Annotated in this window: 16 protein-coding genes; all 16 read right to left on the bottom strand. The window is 34.8% G+C overall.

Annotated elements, in window-relative coordinates; genetic code table 11:
- Positions 1-86: 86 nt before the first annotated feature.
- A complete protein-coding gene (locus tag DSM106972_RS18275; RefSeq protein WP_127082043.1) occupies positions 87-1331 on the bottom strand; it encodes a glycosyltransferase family 4 protein in 1245 nt (414 codons plus the stop codon).
- A 142-nt stretch (positions 1332-1473) separates the two neighbouring features.
- A complete protein-coding gene (locus tag DSM106972_RS18270) occupies positions 1474-2442 on the bottom strand; it encodes a glycosyltransferase family protein (RefSeq protein WP_127082042.1) in 969 nt (322 codons plus the stop codon).
- Between the two features lie 50 nt (positions 2443-2492).
- Positions 2493-3503, bottom strand: coding sequence for a glycosyltransferase family 2 protein (locus DSM106972_RS18265; RefSeq protein ID WP_127082041.1), 1011 nt, complete (start codon positions 3501-3503; stop codon positions 2493-2495).
- A gap of 64 nt (positions 3504-3567) precedes the next feature.
- On the bottom strand, positions 3568-4347 hold the full coding sequence (locus DSM106972_RS18260; protein ID WP_127082040.1) for a WecB/TagA/CpsF family glycosyltransferase: 780 nt from the start codon (positions 4345-4347) through the stop codon (positions 3568-3570).
- A gap of 44 nt (positions 4348-4391) precedes the next feature.
- Positions 4392-5234 (bottom strand): glycosyltransferase family 2 protein, encoded by an 843-nt coding sequence (locus DSM106972_RS18255; RefSeq protein WP_127082039.1) that lies wholly within the window; start codon positions 5232-5234, stop codon positions 4392-4394.
- A gap of 132 nt (positions 5235-5366) precedes the next feature.
- On the bottom strand, positions 5367-6518 hold the full coding sequence (locus DSM106972_RS18250) for a glycosyltransferase (RefSeq protein ID WP_127082038.1): 1152 nt from the start codon (positions 6516-6518) through the stop codon (positions 5367-5369).
- Between the two features lie 30 nt (positions 6519-6548).
- Positions 6549-7796 (bottom strand): O-antigen ligase family protein, encoded by a 1248-nt coding sequence (locus DSM106972_RS18245; protein ID WP_127082037.1) that lies wholly within the window; start codon positions 7794-7796, stop codon positions 6549-6551.
- 48 nt (positions 7797-7844) lie between these two features.
- On the bottom strand, positions 7845-9122 hold the full coding sequence (locus DSM106972_RS18240) for a glycosyltransferase family 4 protein (protein WP_127082036.1): 1278 nt from the start codon (positions 9120-9122) through the stop codon (positions 7845-7847).
- 209 nt (positions 9123-9331) lie between these two features.
- Positions 9332-10087, bottom strand: coding sequence for a hypothetical protein (locus DSM106972_RS18235; RefSeq protein WP_127082035.1), 756 nt, complete (start codon positions 10085-10087; stop codon positions 9332-9334).
- A 126-nt stretch (positions 10088-10213) separates the two neighbouring features.
- Positions 10214-11122, bottom strand: a complete 909-nt coding sequence (locus tag DSM106972_RS18230) for a phytanoyl-CoA dioxygenase family protein (protein ID WP_127082034.1) — start codon at positions 11120-11122, stop codon at positions 10214-10216.
- Between the two features lie 43 nt (positions 11123-11165).
- On the bottom strand, positions 11166-12410 hold the full coding sequence (locus DSM106972_RS18225) for a glycosyltransferase family 61 protein (RefSeq protein ID WP_127082033.1): 1245 nt from the start codon (positions 12408-12410) through the stop codon (positions 11166-11168).
- Between the two features lie 78 nt (positions 12411-12488).
- Positions 12489-14300 (bottom strand): ABC transporter ATP-binding protein, encoded by a 1812-nt coding sequence (locus DSM106972_RS18220; RefSeq protein ID WP_127082032.1) that lies wholly within the window; start codon positions 14298-14300, stop codon positions 12489-12491.
- A 137-nt stretch (positions 14301-14437) separates the two neighbouring features.
- Positions 14438-16645: a GumC family protein gene (locus tag DSM106972_RS18215; RefSeq protein ID WP_127082031.1), complete on the bottom strand. Its 2208-nt coding sequence runs from the start codon at positions 16643-16645 to the stop codon at positions 14438-14440.
- Between the two features lie 68 nt (positions 16646-16713).
- The gene (locus DSM106972_RS18210) at positions 16714-17142 is read right to left on the bottom strand and encodes a hypothetical protein (RefSeq protein WP_127082030.1); all 429 of its coding nucleotides are present in this window, start codon (positions 17140-17142) and stop codon (positions 16714-16716) included.
- Between the two features lie 1837 nt (positions 17143-18979).
- Complete coding sequence (locus DSM106972_RS18205; RefSeq protein ID WP_127082029.1) at positions 18980-20215, bottom strand: DUF445 domain-containing protein; 1236 nt, start codon at positions 20213-20215, stop codon at positions 18980-18982.
- 28 nt (positions 20216-20243) lie between these two features.
- Complete coding sequence (gene ubiE, locus DSM106972_RS18200) at positions 20244-20933, bottom strand: bifunctional demethylmenaquinone methyltransferase/2-methoxy-6-polyprenyl-1,4-benzoquinol methylase UbiE (protein ID WP_127082028.1); 690 nt, start codon at positions 20931-20933, stop codon at positions 20244-20246.
- Positions 20934-21032: the final 99 nt, after the last annotated feature.

Genomic DNA, 21032 nt, shown 5'->3' with positions numbered 1-21032 from the left:
ACCTCTTGATAATTTTGTTCTTAAGCTAAATGTACGTACAAATTAGTTAATTTATATAAATACAAACTAACTATTTAAAACTCAACTTAATTACTTGAATAACGAACAAGATTTTTCGGTGATAACTTTGATAGTGGGGAAATAGCAAAATAAGCATCCAACAGTTTTGGTGCTTGATGGCGCCATTCAAGAATTTCTTCCATTCGTCGTCTTCCTTCCGCTCCCATAGATTGGCGAAGTTGCGGAGAATCCAGCAATTCAATGATTCTATAAGCAAACTCTATTTCATCATTTGGCTTGGCGTATAGAGAAGCCTCCTGTGCTGAACGTCTTCCCTCTCGTAAATCGAACTGAACAATCGGTTTCCCTAAAGCCATGTACTCTAATATTTTATTCATTGTACAGTGTTCGTTATAAACAGATGTTGGGGATGGTTCTACACAAACATCGCAAGTAGAAAGGCGTTCTAAAAGTTCTTTACCAGTTTTAAATCCAGTAAATTCTATATATTCTGTAATCCCCAATTCAACTGCTAAAGTTTCTAGCCGATCTTTTGCGGGGCCATTTCCAATTAGCATGAAGTGAATATTTTTGCGATTCTCCTTCTGAACTAGGTACTGCACGATTCTCAGCAAATAGTCAATACCCTCTGGTTCACCCATAACACCCATGTAGCCTATCAAGAATTTTTTACCTTTTTTGTAGATTGGATTTGGAGGCATTAAAGTAAAGCGTGAAAGGTCTGGCGCACTCCGGACGATAAAAACTTCCTCTGGCTTTTTACCACCTCTGGTAATAGCTACCTTTCGGTGGGATTCATTTGTGGCGATGGCAAGGTCTGCTATTGCATAAGTCAAACGTTCTGCCCAACGCAAACCGTGGTAAAAAATATCTTTGCGGTTGTACTTAGCAATGTACATTTCTGGACTCAAGTCGTGGTGGTCGAAGATAACTTTTACACCATGAAATAGTTTGAACCATCCTGCTGTCAAAAAAAGTAAGTCTGGGGGATTACAAATGTGGACGGTATCGAAACCCTGTGTTTGCCAAACCTTGTGCGCTAAACGGAACTGCCAATACACAGCCCAAGCATATTCTCTAAGATAACCCTTGACAGAACTCTCTTCTACAGGAAGTGGATGACGATAGATATGAATTCCTTCAATTACTTCATAATTTTTATTACAAGTATCACTTATTGGGCAAATCACTGAGACTTCATAGCCAGCCTTCTTCAAAGTAATTGCTTCCATCCATACCCGTCGGTCAAAAGGTACAGGAAGGTTTTCAACAATAATCAGTATTTTATTCGCTCGGTCTAAACTGGACATAACTATCTAATCTCCTAGCTCTTGATTTCGTGAAAACAAATTAGCTTTAAACTACATAATGTAAAAGCAATTTTTGTGATTAACATATATAAAATTTATCTTCATTATTTCAAAATTTATTGACTTCATTATTTAGAGCCAACTATATCAATTTTTCTGCTTGAGCAAGCCAACGTTTTTGACGTTCTATAATTAATTCACTAACTGCTTGAGTTAATTCATTTTTTCTCAGTAAAGCTTCTTTACAACCTTGTGCAATCGAGTTAGAATCAATAGCATCTACATAAATTGCTCCTTTGTAAAAAAGTTTTTTCAAAATATGTGTATTGGCAAGAATCATTGGTTTTGCAGCCCCTACAGCTTCATTTGCAACACTAAGCTGAATGCCGTCTAATTTTGTTAATCCTAAAATTGCATCTGCATTGCACAGCAAATTATCGAATTCCGATTGTGAAAGAAAACCAGGGAACTTAATATTAGTTGGAATACAACTTAAATCATGGATACCTTTGGCTCGTTCGACTTTTCCTGTCAGAACATATGTAATTTCTGGAGTTAATCGAGCAGCATCTAAAACTGTTTGAATTGGTTCATCATAGTTAAAAGAACAGGGACATAAAATCAAGGGGTGTGTGAATAATTGCTGGTTAAGTTTTGTGTTATTTTCTACTAATGCAGGTGGGTCTTCTAACACATATAACTTTTCTGAATTTACACCAATTGCTACGGCCTGCGCTTTGACTAAATCATTATGTATCAGAATTAAATCGCAACGATTAAGGAGAGTTACTATTCCAGGAATTTTTATCCAAGGAGAGCGAAAAGTAGCATTATGACAGTCTGCAATAATTCTAACTGTTTTGTCAAAAAATATCTTATAGAAATAAGCTATATGAAGTATGGGGCTTGGAGGAAGTTGCACCCAGATGACTTGAGGATGCTGGTGTAAAAATAGCGTTAGAGTTTTCCAAGCTTTAAAAGCATACTCTAATGGCCTTAAAAAACGACTTTTAAATGCAAATGATAAAAATTGAAGTTCATATCCAAAATACGACTTCATAGATATTGAACGACGTTGAAAAGGAACCCATGCGATAAATAATTGCATCATGATTTTAAATTAGATTTTTTATGCTGACATTTTTTATAATTATTTATTATTCAAATCCATCGCTTCCATCGCAAAGCCCAGACTTTATCTAAGCCGTAAAATAGAGCTAATATAAAGGTGACTACTATCCAAATTAATCCAACAATGTATAACAGAACCTGATTGTCATAAAGAGCCATGCACCGCTCTAAAGGATAACGTAGCCTTCTATGCCAAAATGTTAGAGGAATTATTTCTTTTACATAAGTGTTATATATACGTTCTAATTCAAGAGTAATTTTGTAGCCTCCCGTACTAGTCTTATTTTGACCATCTTGAATAGATACGCTTAACACATCATCAATGCATTTCCAATTAGCACCTTGACATTGAAAATAATTCCAAAGTTCTGTGTCCATTGCATAGTTATAAGTTTCGTCGATTGGTTTAGGACGATTCAGCAAACTACGTCTAAAAAAGCAACTTGGTTGGGCAATAGGATTCTGAACAGATATAAGAGAAATTTGTTTGAGTGTAGGAGCCTTGATATACGTCTGTTTACTTTGCTTGTTTTGGATTATAGAACGATTGCCTAACCCAATAATTTTACCCAATAAATTTAGCCAAAAGTTAACTTTCCCATTTGATTTATCTAAATTTTCACCTGTGAAAACAATCTCGCCACGACCAACCAAAACATCAATATCGGGCAACTCGATAAAGTACTTAGCCACTTTATGTAAAGCACCAGGTTTAATAAAATCATCGCTACACAACCAGTTAACAATTTCACCAGAACAATTTGCCAAACCTTTATTGATAGCGTTAGATTGACCATAATCTTTTTCACTTACCCAGCAAGCTAAATAAGACTCAAATTCTTTAATTACTTCAAAACTATTATCTGTTGAACCGCCATCAATGACAATAATTTCTAAATTCGGGTAGTTTTGTGCAATTAAACTTTCTATGGCGGCTCCAATAGTTTTTCCACTATTATAGTTAGGAATAACTATAGAAATAGTTGGAAATTGTGTTAAATCTTCTGTTTTTAAATTTTCGATTTGCTGTGAAGCTAACATTGTTGGTTACTTTTTAAGTGTTGAAATTGGGGTGTAATATGTTGTTGCCTAATAATGAAAAAAACTAACGAATTGCTTTAGAAAACTTTTGTTGTAAAAGCCGATAGAAGAATAAGGGATTACCGACCAGGTAGCGGCTCCACAAGCGTCTTGGTTCAGTGAATAATCTAGTTAACCACTCCAACCCTAAATTAGTTATCCAAACAGGACCTCTATAGACTTCAGCAGTATAAAAGTCAAGGCAGGCGCCTAGAGGTAAAAAGACTTTAGCATCAATTTTTTCTAAATTATTTAAAATCCACTTTTCTTGTACTGGCATACCAAAGCCAACGTACAAAATATCTGGTTTAAATTGATTAATTTGTTGAATAACTAGGTCGTTTTCCTTGCCATTCTTATAAAAATAGCCATGATGTCCTTTGACTTTTAATTTTGGTGCGACAGTTGATAATTTAGTAATAGCTTTTTCTACTATACCTGGCTTGCCAGCGAGTAAAAATATAGAAATATTTTCTTTCTCACAAGCTAGCGCTAAGTTTTCAATATAATCTGGACAAGTCATACGATGATGAGATTCAACGCAATTACCACAAAGTTTTGCTCCTAATAGAATACCAAATCCATCGCAAAATACTAAGTCAGATTTATTAATAAAATCTCGGTACCAAGGTAAATCATAGGCAAAATTAACAGCTCTTATATTTACATTACCGACAACCGTCTTTTTGTTTAATTTGGCGGTAATAATAATATAATCTATTAATTCATTAACTTTCAATTTGTGAAACCTGATTCCCAATATTGATATTTCATCAAACTTTTTAATTAGAATACTATTATTCATATCTACTCCAATTTATTCTTGTCAATTAATTTTTAATAAAAAAATTACCAAGCACCATACTTATCTGCTGGTAAGCCACCTAAGATTGACCTAATATAAGATTTAAGTTTTCTAGCTAAATGTGGTTTAATTAATAACTTAATTGGTAAAGCTAATAGTTCTTTTAGCATCCAAACAATATAAAAAATTAATCGCTTTTTTAGAAAAAAATTTGATTTTTTATCAACAAAGCTAGAGGCAACTTTCCAACTTTCATAAATTTGTTTAAATTTTGTTAATGGTTTTCCAGTTACGCCATTTAGCGAATAACTAACAAGGGGAGTATTAATGTGGTAAAAGTTAATCCCCATTGTGTAAGCTCGAAAAATAAAATCATAATCGGCAGCCATTGAATATTTTAAATCAAATATACCTACCTTTTGGTAAACTTCCTTTCTTACAAAGCAACTAGGATGATTAATTGTAAATTTAAATATTAAATTTTCTAAACTTCCTGGAACAAAAGTATTTAAATACTCATTATTAAAGTAATTATGTATTGGTGAATAACTAATCTCTATATTTGTGTTATCAAGAAAAGTCTTTTCAACGATTTTAAATGCTCCATCGTTATACCAGTCATCAGCATTAATAATGCCAATTATATCTCCAGTAGCAATAGCTAACCCTTTATTCATGGCATCATATACACCTTTATCTGTTTCCGAAATAAATACGCTTATTCGGTTGAAATACTTTTTAATTATTTCTATAGTACCATCATTGGATTTGCCATCAACGATAATGTATTCTAACTGGAATTCAATTTGCTGATTAATAACACTAAGAATAGTTTTCTCAATGGTATTAACAGCATTATACACAGGTGTAATAATCGATATTTTCATGTGGTCTACATTTAATTTGGAAACAAATATGTTATAAAAAACTGCCAAATATTTGAGGAATTAAAATATAATAACACTTTTTTATTATAAGCTATCAATTCATTAATGATTGTTTACTAATATAAAAGCTAATTAAATAGCTTTAATCGCGTAATCAATTTCGTTAAAAAATTTATTTCTCCTTAAGCAGTACCAGTTTTTTGCATTGTGAAAAGTTTCTTGATGATGTGAAGAAGCTGTTGCTTTTACAAGAAGTTTAGTAAATTCCTCTGAGGTTTTGGCAACTTTGACTGTTAAAGGAGGCTGAGGAATTCCCCGCATAGCCACTGGAGTAGCTACGAGTAAAGATCCAGAAGCAATGGCATCCAAAGTTTTAATTTGTATACCACCACCACTCAGGGTAGGAACAGCGACTACCTTTGCCTGTGCCATAAACTCTTGGGCATTAGGAACAATACCGCGATAATGAATATTAGGGTATTCTTTAATTAGCCAATCAGCACCTTTACCAGCTACATGAATTGATAGATTATTAGGCAATTGTGGATATACATTTTGTAAGAACCAATGTAAGGCTTCTTGATTTGGCTTCCACAACCAACTTCCAATCAAACCAATATCAAACTTTTTATTAATAGGTTTATCTGGTAATTTACCTGAACCAGGGCTTAAAGGAAAGACCTTTACTCCCATTGCTCCCTTTACCCCACGAAAATACTTAGCATCATGTTCCGTTAGTGCCCAAACTTGTCTTACTCCTGTTACCAATTTATCTTCGATTCTCTTTATTAACCTGGCTTCTCGTTTATAAATCAATTTTGATATTAAGTTGCTTGATTTTTGAAAATGGTAATGATAGATTTCATGCTCAATATTATGAGCGATAAAAATTAGCTTATCTTTATTTTTTATGAAAGGCGCCAACCAGCCTAACTGAGAGTGTTCAATAATAATGGCATCATATTGATTACTTGATACTAGCGATTTTATTGTTTTGACATAAGCACTGGAATAATACTTTGCTGCTGAGTAAGGAATTCCTTTGAATAAACTGATGATAAACCAAAAAATTGGGTATAGTTTTGCTTTTTTGGTTTCTATATACCGCTTACTTATGACTATCTCTTGAGAATTTGGCTCAAAAACATCATCTTGCCGCATATATCCTACAACTGTGACTTCATGACCCTTCTGCTTAAGAGCATCAATGAAGCATTGCGATGCAACTTCACTACCCATCTTTTGTTGACGGGGAATGATAGTGGTTAAGAAAAGAATTGACATAAATTTTACACTTTAAAACAATTTCTTTAGCTAAACTTGAGTTGAAATTCTTTTATCTAACTGGAATATTGCTTGTTTGTTTCTAAGTCGTTTGTAATAAACAGCAATTGTAAGTGCTATTGATACATAAAAAGACCAAATAGAATCGTTACTTAATACACCACCACTATCAGCCCAAGCTAATAGAAACATTGCAACTAAATTTTGAATTACCCAGAATAATGTTATCCTGTCTTCTATTTCAAAAGTTGAATTAAATAAAGTAATCGAACGCAATAACACTGTTAAGTAATTAATAAGGTATAATACAAGACCTGGAATTCCTATTTGTAAAAGTATTTCCATATAGCTATTATGTGAATTAAAGCGGAAATCTTTAGCGCCTCTTGCCCAAGAATATTGGAGAATATATGAAGATTCATCAGAAGTCCAGAACGCAGCAAAACCATAGCCTGTCCAAGGTCGCTGCCAAACTTTATCAAACATCAATTCCCAAATTTGGGTACGTCCATTAAATGTTAAATCTTTTCCTAAAATGTCTACCAAAAATATTTCTAAGTTTTGTAAAAGTAATGCTATGCTTATGCCACTGATAATCAGTGAAGTTAATAGTAATAGTGTTTTTGACTTATAACCAATACTAGTTAACTTATATAAAGGAAAAAGTATAAGCATAATGGTCATAATTATATAACAAGACTTAGCTTGAGAAAGAATAATTAATATTATTGCAAGCGCAGACAAGAAAGCATATAACCAAAAAGCTTTACCTCTTTTATAAATTTTAGCTAGAAAAAGTATTGCAGTGAAAACCATTATTCGAGCTAAGTGATTTTTGTATCCATATATCCCAGTCCAAGCAGTATTGATTGGGTTAATGCCAAAAATTAAGCAGAGAACGGCAGTTGACCCTAGAACCCAACTCCATAATTGCATTTGCTCTTTCAAACTAAAGCGAGTTGCTAGATATGCTCCAAATAATGTAGAACGAACCAAGGCTTTAACTTCATTTGAGGTATAATTTGGGGCAGCAGACCATAATTGCGATGTTAAACATAGTACTATTAAAACTAGAATCAATATATCCATTGTAGAAACGTACATAAAACGTTTCCATTGCCCAATAATTAAAATACCAACTATTGGATAGCTTAAAGCTTTAAAAACGGGGTCAAAAGGAGGTGGAGCTAAACCCGGAATTAAAAAATAGAAAAGATAGAAGATAACAAGAAATATTTCTATTTTTTTTGCTAAAGGTTTTAGTGACTTAAGATTCAATAAAGATTCTCCTAAATATTTTTCGTTTTATTTTTAACGCTCAATTTGTTATTTATGCTTTAGACAATTAGATTTAGACAGAACATCATTATAAAGAGATGAGTAACGATGAGCTTGAAGTTCTAAGGAAAATTCTTGCTCTGTTTTTTGACGCGCGCGCTCTTGAAGTTTTTGATAGCGTTCTTCATTTTCTAGCACCCAAGCTACACCAGATGCTAAATCTGTAATTTTAAAAGGTTGTGCTAGGTAGCCATTTTTGTAATGCTCAATCATATCAGGCATTCCACCAATGTTAAAGGCTACACAGGGAGTTCCACAAGCTATCGCTTCAAGCACAGTGTTTGGTAAGTTATCTTCTAGTGAAGGTAAAACAAATACATCTGCTGCTGAATATAAAAGTGTTAAAGATAAATCGTCAGTCAATGTACCTAAATAATTAGCTCTAAAACCGAAATTAGGAGGATTCTCTGGTTGAGTAGCTCCAAAAATCACTAGCTCTAACTTATTGTGCCATCCTGCTTGACTTAATTCTTGTAGTGTAGTTTGTAAAAGGTGGAACCCTTTTCTTTTATCACTAGTTGCATTTAATGAACCAAATAAAACAAGCTGCTTATTTTGGGGTAAGCAAAGTATCTCTCTAGCTAGTTTCTTATTTATTGGTCTATAATTCTTTGTGTTCAATCCATAAGGAATTTGTTCAATTCGTAAACCCTGAAATAGAGAGCTAGCACTCGCACACTTTGCCAACCACGAACTAGGAGTGGCAATAGTAAGATTCAGATTTTTCCAAGCTTTAGCTTTACGTTGCCATACCCAATGAGACAAATCCCACTTGGTATTACTACCGAGTTGAGGACATGAACCACAGGAAGCTGTGTAATTATTACATTCGCCACTATAATGACATCCTCCTGTAAATGCCCACATATCATGCAGTGTCCAAACTAAAGGTTGTTTAAATTTTGCAAGAGTCTCTGCTCTAATATACGCAGTACTGACCCAATGAAGATTGATTATGTCCGCCTGAAAATTAGCAACTTTTTGAGGTATTTTATCAGGTAGCCATTGTAAAGAGAATATGGGAGCTTTTCTTTGTCGATATTTTTGATAAATATTTAATGGCAATACATCAATACCAACCCTCAGTTTGGAAATACTTTGCTCTAAATTACGTGAGGGCGCCATTACTGCTCTATTATCGCTAGACTTACTTTGTACCAGCATCCGAGAATCAATACCAATTTGTTGTAAGCCTTCATGTAAACGATAGGCAGAACGACTGGCGCCACCTAAAATATCAGAGGTACTTAGTTGTATTACTTTCACTTTTTTAATTAATCAAAGTATTATTTGACTGTTTTTGGGATAACTCACATCTTGCGCCAGGGTTAGAAACCGGGCAACAGTCACAAAAGTTTCGCTATAAACCCCCAATTTATCGTACATAAGCCCGGTTTATGCAGGGCTTGTTGAGAATGCTGCAAGATGTGGAATAACGAAATTTATTCTAAGGACTTATGAAAAAGTAACACATATTAATAGTAGAATTTAAAATCGTTTAAAGTGACTAATAGCTCTTTATTAAAACGATATGAAAAAGCCAGTACATTTTTTAATCTTTTTAATATACTTTTTTTTAAGCTTCTGGAAATATATGAATGTTGCCTCACAGCTAATAACTTATTTAATCTACCTTCTTGAATAGACCATCCAGCCTTAGCAGCTGCAAAACCAATTGAATTTCCATCACCGTAAACTCCTCTAAAGTCTAAATATCTAGCCACTTTATCCCACTGCTCGATAAACTCAGTTTCCTTACCTTCATCTTTAGTAATTACAAATAAATTTTCTTGAACCCAACGTACATCTTTAATAGAAAGATTCATTTTGTTACTTAACCTGTTCAAAGTATTTGATGCCTTCTTTTCTTTATTTTTAAAGAAATCGAGAATATGTAAATGCTCATATACAGTAATACCAGGTAAAAATTCCATATCTTCAGGAACATAACCGATAATTCGAGTATCAGCATCTATACAAATAGCAGAGTCGAACATTGATAAAGCTTTTTTGATAGCAAATCGTTTATCATTCCAGCAACAACGAACACCTTTTTGTGAATGCCGACAAGCAATGACATTAGAATGCTCTTTAAAATAATGAGGTAAGTCTGTATAAACTATCAATAAAGTTCCGGGAGAATATTTCTCTAAATCTTTGGCAAGGTCTTGTGCTAAAAGATTATATGGACGGCTAATTGCCAAAGTACAAAAACAAAATAATTTTTGCATTTTTCAGTTGAATAAAAATTGTAAATATTGTAATTATAAAATTAGGGCTACATCAATAACTAAATTGTAATAAAGCGCGATTTATACACTTACAATTTTATATGCTATTAATGTAAACCCAAAAACTTAACCCCGTGAACTTTTCAAAGGTTTTCTAATGAATTGCGCTATTCGCATTAATTTAGGCCGCTGAGATAAATAATGGTATAGGTCTGTTTGTACTTTATTCGGCACTGAGTAGTGTTTATGTCCTACTGGAGCAAGTTTATATTTCATACCTTCGTATGAAGCGTACTCCACAGCTTTAGGAGATGTTGCATATCTATTACCAAATTGATATTTACTGGGAAGGTAATGAGCAGTTAAAGATTTTCTAGAGTAACTAGCATCTAATGTTGCGCTTGAACCGTGGATTGTTCGAGAATTCCAAAACAATACATCGCCCTTTTGTAAAGCAGGAGCATACATTTCTTCTTTGTGAGCTTCTAAATATTTTTTTAATTTTTGTTGGTAATAAGGACTAGAAATTTTTTCATCAATAGTTAATTCAAAATCTATCAAATGAGATTTTGGAAGTACATAGAATCGACCTGCCTCTTGTTGAATATCTTCTAGAGCAAACCATCCAGCTAATAAGTGACCATTGGGCATTGAGTCTAAATAATACCAATCTTGATGAGCAGGTGTAGCTGTATTTAAGTCAAAAAACATGGTTTGCATTACGTTATGCTCATGCTCACCTGTAAGAAGAGTTAAAGCATTTCTAACTTCTGGTAAACAAAATATACGTAATGCACTGTCGGAAAAAGAGGAATGATTTGGATAATCGTGAATATCTAGAAGTGATTCTTCGCAATAACCGTAGATGGAGATTTTATTTTTTTCCCACTTATTGCTTGATTGTCTAAAAAAGTAGTCGTTACTTGCTACTATTTTAGACTGATATTCAGCTAATAAGCTATCAATTAATTCATGAGAAATTAACTGACGGAATATATAATAACCTTGTTCTTGATAGTATTTGTATGCTTCCATTATGACCTCTGTGTAATTTCGTAAAGCTATGAACTATGAATTTTTACAAACGCTCAAAAATTGGTATATCTAAGCAAGCTGATTTTAAAATAGTTTCCAGTTTTTTAATATTGATATAAGTATCTAATAAGCGTAAATCTTGATTATTCTGCTTTAGAGATTCGCCTTGTAAATAGAAATAATCAGCTTCTGCATAGCTTGCAAGTGTGTAAAAACAATTATTTGTATAGTTATCAGGTAATAGTTCAATAACTTTTGAACCTGGTTGTACAAACAGTAAATTGGTTAAAGCTGCTCCATGAAGCGCAATTATAGCCTCTGCTTTTGAGAATAAATTTGCTTGTTCTTGGACTGTTCTATTATCCATAGTAACTGTTTCAAAACCATATTTTTCTATTAAATAAATAACTTCTGCCTCATTAATTATTTTTCTTCTACTTACATTACCTCTACTTACATAAATACGAGATTTTTTGGTATAACGTAAATTTGAAGGCTTATAAAATAAGTTTCTCGTAAATTCAAATGATTCTTTGTTAATTGGGTCATTTACTTGATTATTGAGATGCAGAGAGCGGTTAGTTACGGCTATTAGCAAATGCTTTGCCGTACAACCTTCCTGAATGACTTTATCTAAGCACACACCTGCTGCTTGTAAAGTTTCTTTATGGAACTCAGAGATAGAAAACTTGCCAGTATAAAAATAATCTATTTTGGCTAGCGTAGACAAATTTTGGTAAAATCTGAGCAGTGGTAACGTTCTACACATCCAGTGGTAATAATTTGCTGGGTCAGGGTCTGATAAGTAAGCAATTGTTCCATCTAGGCAAATAGTTTTATCAATAAACTTTGTAATAATAGGTAGAGGAAGTCGAGCATCAAATTCTTTCGTTCGAGTTTCTCCTAAAACATTCAGTTCTTTGTCTAATAAATGACTGTTACGGAAAGAAAAGCAATTACAACTATTGTTTATTTCTAATAAAACCGTTTCTGTTGTAGCTATATAAGGTTGTATTGTGCTTTGTAATTGCCCAATATAATTCACAACGGGTTTGATTTCATCTGACTCAACAAATTTGTAGTTGTTAATGTCTGTTTTATATTTTAACAAAATTTCATCTACGTTTGAGTGATTAAGATGGATATATTTATTAGATATTGATAAATTGAAATAGCTCAATATTTTTCTTATGCCAAGCAGTCTTATTACTCTAAACATTAGCAATCTGATATAATTACGTTGCTTTAGAGGGAATAATTTGAAAACAATTTGTTTAACTAATGACATAAATTGAAAGCCTAAAATATGTTGTGGGTTAGATTAGTTTTATTGCAAATATTTGTTCTCATTTCTTTACGCAATTTATTAAGCCTGAGAATAAGCTTCTTCTAAAACAACTTCTTTGTAAGTTCCTGATTTAACTATATGACCTTCTTTCAGCATGTAGAGACGGTCACAATGTTCGACTGTAGTTAACCTATGGGCAATAATAATCATTGTTTTGCTGCCAGATAATGCTCGGATTGCTTCTGTTACTAAAGCTTCAGTCTCATTATCTAATGCAGAAGTAGCTTCATCTAATATCAATATTTCTCTCTCGTTGTACAAAGCGCGTGCAATTCCCACCCTTTGACGCTGACCACCCGAAAGTCTAACTCCACGTTCACCAACAACTGTATTAATGCCATCTGGCAGTTGATTGATAAACTCTGTGATTTGAGCAGCTTCAATAGCGTTTTTGAGCCGTTTTTGGTCAATTAGATGTTCTGGAACGCCAAAAGCTATATTTTTTTCAATGGTGTCATCTATAAGAAAAATTGATTGAGGAATATAAGCAACTAGGTTTTGCCAAGAAGAAATATCCTGATATATAGAAGTTCCATCTACACAAATATCACCACTTGTGGGTTGTAAAAGACCCAAGATTAAATCAACTAGAGTCGTCTTACCTGCACCAGACTTACCAATTAAAGCTATTGATTCTCCCTTTTTTAAAGTTAGCGAGATATTTGAGAGGGCAGAGTATTCAGCATTTGGATAACTATAGCTGATATTTTTCAAATTTACTTGATTAACGAAAGGTATAATTTTATTATTGTCTTCCCTAGTCTCAAAATTTTTAACACTACTTATTTCTTTCATGGCTTTACCATCTTGGTACAATTCTGTATCCCGTAAGTCCTTGTAAATAATATCAAGAGAGTAAGCTGTATTTTGTACATAGCTGATTGCTGCAATCGATTGACTTGCAGACGGAACTAAACGAAGCGACGTTATTACAAAAACGCTCAAAATAGGAAGAATATCTTGTAATCCTTTATTAAATAAAACTAAATTGACACAAACGAGAAGTATCAAAAATAATACTAAAATTGATTCAATTGCAACGCGCGGAATAATTTGTGAAGACTTAAAAAGAGATTCCGATTTTGCATACTTTCTTCCTTGCTCATACATTTTGCTCTCGAAGTATCTCTCACAGCCAATAATTCGTGTCTCTTTAATACTACCTAAACTGTGGTTAATAATACTAACCATTTCTTTTCTAGCTTGAGATGCTTGTTCTCCCCATCGACGAAAGCTTTTTCTAAATTGATAGAAGATTATTATTACTGGTAAAATAACTGCTGACGTTACTGCCAAAAAAATTAAATCGGTTTTTGCTAGCAATAATATTAAAACAATAGTCACAACTGTGTTAGCGCAGCCTTCTAGCAGAGGTAGAACGTAATCATAGCAAACTTTATCGGTCTCCATTACTATATTCTTAATGATTGTAGCAGTATTTTTGCTTAGAAAAAATACATATGGAACTGATAAATAAGTATGCATTAATCTAGAGCAAAGCTGTGCTTTTAAATTAGATGCAAACTCATAAATATATCTTTTAACAAAAAAGTATGTTAATGATTTTACACAAAATACTATTGAAATAAATAATCCGGCAATCACAATAAAATCTCTAGCCGTTTGTAAACCTGTTTGCTTGTAAATAGGAGCCAAAAATGCGTTGTTATGTACTGACTCTGGATAAGAAGCTAAATTTAAAAATGGTCCAATTAGCCCAATACCTATAGCTTCTAATAAAGATGCCATTAAAGCTGCTAATAACAACCAGAATAGTTTAACCTTTTCTTCTCCAAGAATATAAAAGAATTTAGAAAAAAACTTAATCACTTAATCAAATCCTCACTGTAAATATTTAAATAAAAGTATGGAACAATGATATAAAGATGTAAATTACTTATAACGACTCTTTGCATTGATTCCCATACTGAGTAAATTCTGCCAAGACTACCTTACTATAAATACTCTTATTTCACTTTTACTAATACAGAATCATTTGATGCGCTTTTTGATGCGGTTGTAGATTCAAGATTGTTTAGATTGTAGTAGAAATAACTATCAGGTTCTCGCTTTACATTCACACCATTGATAACTATCCCTAAAACTTTTTGACTTGTCTGAGTTAAAAATCCTTTTGCAGCATTGGCGCTAGCGTAATCAATCACCCCAGGACGTACTACTAATAAAGTACCATCAGTTAAATTACCTATAACAGCCGCATCAGCGGTTCCGGCGAGAGCAGGCGTATCGAAGATTACAAAGTCATAGTCACGTACAAATTCATCAACTAATGCACTCATTCGCATCGAGTCGAGCAATGCCAAAGGATTAGGTGGTAAAACTCCAGATGGTAAAACAAACAAGTTGGGCATTACTTCTTGTATAACCTTATCACTTTCCATTTGTTCAACAAGTAAATTAGAAAGACCAATGTTATTATTGAGATACCAAATATGATGTTGAATCGGATGGCGCATATCTGCATCAACTATTAATACTTTTCGTCCAACTTGGGTCATTGCCAAAGCCAAGTTTGCAGCAACCTCAGATTTACCCTCTTTAGATATAGAACTTGTTATAGTAAATGATCGCAGTTCATGGTCTGAACTTAAAAATTTCAAGTTGGCTCGCAGCATTTGATAAGCATCACCTAGCGGATAGTGCGTAAAATCAGTCGCAATTCTAGGAATACCCGCTTCAACAACATCAAGCGATGAGCGATTTCGCGCCCGTTTGCTGACATTTGGAATTACCCCTAACAAAGTATACTTGAATAATTCTTTTGCTTCTTTTACCGTCTTTAATGACCTGTCAACCAAATCTAACCCAAACGCGGTTATTATACCTAATATTATTCCTGCTGCTGCCCCGGCGCCTATAAATATTATCCTGCGGGGACCACTTGGCTTACTAGGTACAAGCGCACTAGATATAATTCGAGCATTTCCAACTTTCTGATTTTGTGCAACATCTACTTCTTGTAGTTTAGTAAGTAGTGTTTCATAAGTTGTTTGTGCTGCTTTCAGGCGCCTTTCAAGTTCACGCTGAGTTTGTTCAAGCTTGGGCAGAATTTGAGCGCGTTGTTGATAATTAACTTTTGCCCGTTGTAGTTGAGAAATCTTGGCAGAAAGTCCATTATATTGATTTTCTGTGCTGATTAACTCTCCTATCAATTCCTGCCGTAATTCCCCAATTTGAATATTACCCTCTGGAACAGACTTATTGCTACCAGTTATTTGCTGCGTTCGCTCATTCAATAAACCTTTAAGAGCAGCAACCTTCTCTTCAAGATTTATCACTGCTGGATGTCCAGGCTGAAAGCGTGTTTTTTCTACTTTTAAGAGACTCTCCGCTTGTTGAAGTTGAGTCAAAACATCTTGAGTTCCCTTTATTTGACTCAAATCAGCATAAGTTGCAGCTTGCTCTGATTGAACTTTGGCTTGACTACGTAAATTTACTAATTTTCGTTCAACCTCAACTAAATCAGCTTGAGCTTTAGTAATTTCTGTTTCTAATTGCGAAATTGTAGTAACTGCGTTTGATGCTTCCTCTTGCAGCACTAAAACTTTATTATCTTCTTTAAATTTACGCAAGGTTAACTCTTCTTGCTTAACAGCCTGCTCGCGTTCTGGTAGCTGCTTCCAAATAAACTTACGTGCTGAAATCGCCTCTGCCTGATTATCTGTAACGTTTCTGTTGATATATAAGTCGATAACCTTGTTTACTACTTGAGCTGCCAGTTTCGGGTCATCATCTGTATAAGATATTTCAAGCACATCAGTGCCAACTGCTCCTTTAACTTTAAGTTTTTTGACTAGTGCTTCAATTTCAATCGGTTTACCTTCCTTATCTTCAAGGTTCAAAGATTTGATAGTTTCTTGAATTACTGGTACTGATGTTACAATTTTTGCTTGCGTCTCTAATGGGCTACCTTCTTGCGTTAAAGCTTGAATTCTTCCCAAGTTTTCGCCTAACCCAGTCAAAGAATAAGTATTATCGCTTTTAATCAATACACTTCCTTGAGCTTCATAAGTTGGCTTTAATGAAAACGCATACACTGATGCCGCAGTGACAATAACCCCAAAAATTCCAACAGCAGGCAACCAACGTCGCTGTAATATCTGTAAATATTTTTGAAAATCAATTTCTTCTACGTTTGGAAGTGAATCTATCATGCAGATATCTCAACTACTTCATTACTTTAATTGCGGCGCCTGAACATACAAACCGGGGTCTGCAATAGTTATGTACCGCGAACATGAAATTCCTCTTTGACATTGTAACCAGTCATCCGTGCGTGTCTACGGGTGAACTCTCCAACAGAAGAATTTCCTTCAGGGTTTATTACTCCTATCGCACGCTGCCAGAGTTCAACAGGCGCCACCGATATTTCATAAACACGGTCTTTTTTCTTGACATAGTACCATTCAATACTTTGACATTGGTCGCACCAGAATGCTTCTAACCATTCACCTTCTAAACTAACCGCAGTCTGGGATGCGACCAACATCATAGCTTCCTTTCTGCGAACACCGCGCTGCTGGAGTTGCCCAGGAGTGTCAGCATAAAGCGGATATTTTTGGCTAGCGCTATCGATATAGCATCCATGTATCGGACAAAATATCGCTCGTCGCTTAGAGCGTTTCCGGTTTCGTTCACATCTTTTCAGCAATTTCAGATACCCCCTACACCAACACACAATGCAAACTGCTTACCATATCAGCAGCCATAAATGCCATACAAGTTATACAATTTTATTTTTCAGTAGAATATTATTTTGGCGCAAATAAATGCGAGTAACAGTAGTAATTACTGACTCGTCATTTTTACTCCACAAATGCGGATTCCTTTATTTACATAATTTACGTTAATAAATAATAGTGTGTGAAGCGATAAAAGTGATTCTTAATCAACATACATTGATGTATTCATGATGTATTTAAAAATCTATACAATAATTCTGTCATTTAACCCTCTTCACAAAAAACGACCATGAAGAAGGTGTGACCAGAGACCGAGATCAAAATGACCGTCAAAGCCCCATTCGTAACAACTGGTTATTTGATTGCAGCTAGATAGTTAAAACAGGTCTCTCAGTTCATCTCAATAAAAAATCACACATAGATTTAATAACCTACAAATTATGTGAATTTTCAAAGCATTCTTTCTGATAGTCCTCAAATAATCATGCAGTTATCTTAAGAGACACTACTCAAAGATAATAACACTGCATACACAACATATCACAAACAACTCATAAAATAAGTAATAAATTTTGCTTGTCTGTCTAAAGGAATAGATACCGTACTTATTGGGTGCATATTGGTTCCAGAGCCTCTCGTAAATACATTAATAACAAATCTAAAACAGTTGTGTTGCCAGATTGGCAGGTTTCTAACATCGACGTAATTTTGCTTAGTTGGTTTCACTGACTTTAAAAAAAGTTTTACCTGCTGAAATAACGCTATACAGATAGTTCCCGACTTGTGAACGGCGCCAATACAAATAGCTCAAGCTGTGAAAAATATGCTTGGTATCTACGGCTGATTCGTTTTTCAGTCAATCAAGAAATAATCATTGGCGTTCTTCTAGATACTAAGCGAGATTATCACTATCAACATTGTGAAATTGTCATACAGACTACATTAACTATTCTCTCCTTCATGCTAGAAGTTAACTCCTTGCTGGCAAAACAGCACCCTTAAATATTTAACAATTCAGTAAGAATAACCAACGATAATTATATAGCAGTTGTATACTGCTATGCAAACTAATCGAGGTTATTCAAAACTTATCTAACTGTTAATTTCCATAGTATTACAGCTAAAGTACATAGAAGTTACTATCTACTACAGAATATTTTTATACAGTTTTATTTAATACATCTTCAATCACAATGAATTAATGTTTAGTATTTTTATACACATTAATTCCCGTGAAAGTAAATTTGAGATGCTGGTTACTTGAAAACTAGTATATTGGTATTTACTTAAGTGTATACACGGCACATCAATATAGTTGCGGCACAAGTGTGATTTGAATCACAATTATCTAGTGAATAGGTCATTGACAAAATTATTATGTATTCAATGTACATGATATTATTGTTATCAACTTATGCGTGCGGATAACTATAATGTTGCTAATTTATACTATGCGATTACTAGTAGTGACAGTGAAATAATAGTATCTTTTTTTATATATTTCTTTACATACTCATTAAAAAATACACGCTCTTCTGCTGAGTATTGCTTTTGCGCGCAAAATTTCCAACTTTTATTCGATAAACAACGTATTTTAGCGGCTGTCAGACTTTTTCTGATCTAAATTTCTTGTTCAGGGTGAATTTTTCAATCAAGCCTCAACTTTATCAAGACTTTAAAATATAGTAGCGGTGTCTTTATATTTTCTTTAAATTTGGGTGGGGATGGGACGGGCAAGGATGCCCATCCCACAAGATAATGTTAATCTCACTCTTAGGATGCCTATGTTTATCTAGTAAAAGGCGCCTACGACCCACTGAATAAAAGTAGGGCTGTTTGCAGTAAGCCGACGACGAACCCTAAAATACCACCTAAGCTGACAATGGCTTGCAATTCATTTTTGACGATTCCTTCGATGGCTGCTTCAAGGTCTGCGGGTGATGTGGATTTTACGCGGTCAACAATAACCTGGTCGATAGAAAGTATAGGTATTACTTGAGCTACGATTTTTTCTAAATCTCTCTCCAAATACCGTTCTAGAACTAAAGCGAGTTCTTTACTAACGGTTTCCAAGGAAGCGCTTACTACTGGTGAGGTGCCTAAACGGGTAATAAGTACTGCTGCGATGTTGTCCCAGTCCATAGAGTCACTCAATCCTTGAAGCAACTCACCACCACTGGTTTGCAGGTAATGACGAACGCTCTCGCGCGTTGTTTTGCGTAATTGGCGAACTGTGGCGATAGGGAGATTTTGTAGCGACAGGTCGAGCAAAAATCTTTTAATGCGGTTATTAACGTTTAAATCTTGGGTGAGTTCGCGTATGCGGATGTTTGTTGCGTCTTTTTCGTCAAGGCAAAAAGTTCTCAAGCGCGTTAAGGTGTTGCGTAACCCAAATAAGTTGGCCACCACCCAGTAAGTACCACTGGTTTTTTCGCGAAAACTCTCATCTATAGTTTGTATCGTGCGGTCGGTTAAAAAATCAACGATTGCCGACCGAATTGTATCGGGGGGTAAAACAACTTGCAGCAACCAATCAGCAAGACGTTTAGCTTGTTCGTCGTTAAGCTGAAATTCGAGTAATACTTGGTCGAATATTTGGTTGATTTGCGTCTCTAAAAAATCTTCGCGACGCGCTAAAGTCTTGAGCAGACGCGGCAAAGACTCGCCGAGCAAGTCACGCAAAATACTCGCTAGAATTTTGGCGCTTTTCTGGTCTTTGTCAAATTTTATTTGTTCGAGTGCTGATTGCAGCAACCAAAGAATCGCACCCTCAACACGATCTGTTTGCAAAAGGCGCCGCGCCAAATTTTGCAATTCTTGGGGTGTCAACAACGACCCCATAATCGTATCCGAAATATTTTTAGCAAGACGTTCCTGGTTACGGGGTATTAAACCAGGAGTAAACGGGATACGCTTATTACCAATATAAAGCGCGCGGTAAGGACGGAATAGCATTTTGATGGCTACATCGTTGGTGAAGTAACCAATAATTCCGCCGAGAACCGGGGGGGACACGTAAAGCCAGAGATGAGACCAATCCAAGGGATTAACTTAGTTAGGAGTTACTAACTTAATATTTATTAACGACTAATACTCCCATCATACCGTTTGCAATTGGGTAATGTGTGGAAGAAGCAAAACCAACTTGGCGCGCGATGGCAACTTGTTCGCTACCAATAGGGAAACGGTCTAAGCTGGGACTGATATAAGCGTATTCTTCTTTCAATCCCATTTGTGTAGCAGTACTCACGACTAAATTATCTAGATACCATTGCTGAAAAGAGCGCATTATTGGGTTACTCGGACGGTGAAAATCTAGTATCGCACACGAGGCGCCTGACTTTAAAACACGATAAATTTCTTGTAAGCAGCGCTTTATATCGCCAACGTTTCGTAGTCCATACCCCATTGTCGCAGCATCGAAGAAATTATCCTCAAATGGTAAATTTAAAACATCCGCTTCTATCCAAGTAACTGGGGGTTGCTTGTACAAACTTTTTGTCCGTGATGCTGCTACAGCTAATAACTCACTCGAAAAATCAACCCCGTATACCTTTCCCGTGCCGATACGACGCGCTAACCGTAACGAGATATCACCACTACCGCAGCATAAATCGACACATGTATCACCTGGTTTAGCTTGGCTCCATTTCACCGCCATTTCTTTCCAAACCCGATGCTGCCCAAAACTTAGCTTGTCGTTGAGTTCGTCGTAAACAGGAGCAATGCGGTTAAAAATAGCACGTACTTCTTCGCTCATGAATCAGGCAGAAATATTTATTCTATAAGAATACTAGAAACCGGGTTTCTTTATTGAATGTCTTGCAATAAAACAAAGATTTTGCATAGAAACCCGGTT

Source organism: Dulcicalothrix desertica PCC 7102 (genome assembly GCF_003991905.1).
GTDB classification, from domain to species: domain Bacteria; phylum Cyanobacteriota; class Cyanobacteriia; order Cyanobacteriales; family Nostocaceae; genus Dulcicalothrix; species Dulcicalothrix desertica.
Note: the sequence above shows the minus strand (reverse complement) of the source record. Positions and strands in the feature narration are given on the sequence as shown.